1 protein-coding gene is annotated in these 1297 nt (G+C 38.4%); it reads left to right on the forward strand.

Annotated features, from left to right (window positions below):
- Window positions 1–643: 643 nt before the first annotated feature.
- Window positions 644–1222: a porin family protein gene (locus ACTRWI_RS22430; protein WP_499133902.1), complete on the forward strand. Its 579-nt coding sequence runs from the start codon at window positions 644–646 to the stop codon at window positions 1220–1222.
- Window positions 1223–1297: the final 75 nt, after the last annotated feature.

Raw genomic sequence — 1297 nt, forward strand, 5'->3', positions numbered from 1 at the left:
GTTTTAATATGTTATAAGGTTTTCCTAAGGTGCAAGCGTGGCAGAGCGCGTTGATTAAGTCGGGCTTAACAGAGAAAACGGTATCTCAAGACTTTTTGGAGAAGTTTAGTGGTTTCTATTTAACGAATACCTATTTGGCAAGACTTGCTGAAGCTAATTAATATTGCATTCATTATTTTAAATATATTTTAATGGCACTTTGTTCTGAATAATTTCAAAAGAAAAAATAAAGCTCACTCTATTAATCAATAGTGTGATCTTATTGTTTTCCAGGAAGGGGAGAGTTAACTAATAGCTAGAATATAAGCCACCTCAGGTTATGGTTTTTGCTATAATCTCGTGATTTATAGTTTTTTATATCGGTGTATGCAATGTTGATATTGTAACGTTTACTTGTATTTTACCTTTTACTCTATTTGTCTCATAAGTAAGGCGCTATAAAAATTGTTAATTATTCGCTTGGCGAATAAAAGTTGCTGTGATAACTTTCCAATCACTTCGTAAATGAACGGTGTTTTATTGTTTCTTTTAGAAGCCGCTTGAATATTTTATTTTAAACAGTATCGCAACCGTTGGAATCGTGTCGGAAACCTATTAATAGTTGATGGACGGTGCTGTTGGACAAGCTAAAAAGGGTATTTTCATGCTTAAATCAACACTTATATTAGGCCTAGTTGGCTTGGTTTCACTTCCTTCATTTGCTGCTGGTATTGAGGGCGGTCCATACATTGGTGCTGGCCTTGGTGTATATCAAGATTCAGACACGGACGGTGGCGCTAATTTAGATTCTGACGGCATGGGCTATAACCTTTACGGCGGTTATCAGTTCAACCGTATTGTAGGTATCGAACTAGGCTACACGGACTACGTTGACTATGAGTTATTTGGCCAAAAGAAGCTTTCACCAACGTCTCTCTCAGTAGCTGCGAATGTTGGTTACACTTTCGATAACTCAATCCGTCCATTTGTACTAGCGGGTTTAAGCTACGTAGATTTGAACTCAAGCAACAGTGCTTTCTATGGCGATGACTCCGGCGCAGGCTTCCACTTCGGTGTTGGTGTTGAATACACGCCAGTAGAGAACCTAACACTCCGTCTGATCTCACAAGCTGACGCCGTAAACGTTGAAAACTACGCTTATATTAATGGTATTAAAGTACGTTTAAGCAGCCAAGACATCGCATTTAGCACAGTAACTCTGGGTGCTTCTTACAATTTCTAACGCAAGTTGAGATCTGAAATTGTTTATAGTTGATACGAAAGCCGCTCTGATTATGAGCGGCTTTTTTGTAGCTAT

It is taken from the genome of Pseudoalteromonas sp. G5_S1_14_S5 (assembly GCF_054968605.1).

What these genes read in the sequence shown, in the direction of transcription:
- ACTRWI_RS22430 (WP_499133902.1), top strand. Translation starts at nt 644, where the DNA reads ATGCTTAAATCAACACTTATATTAGGCCTAGTTGGCTTGGTTTCACTT.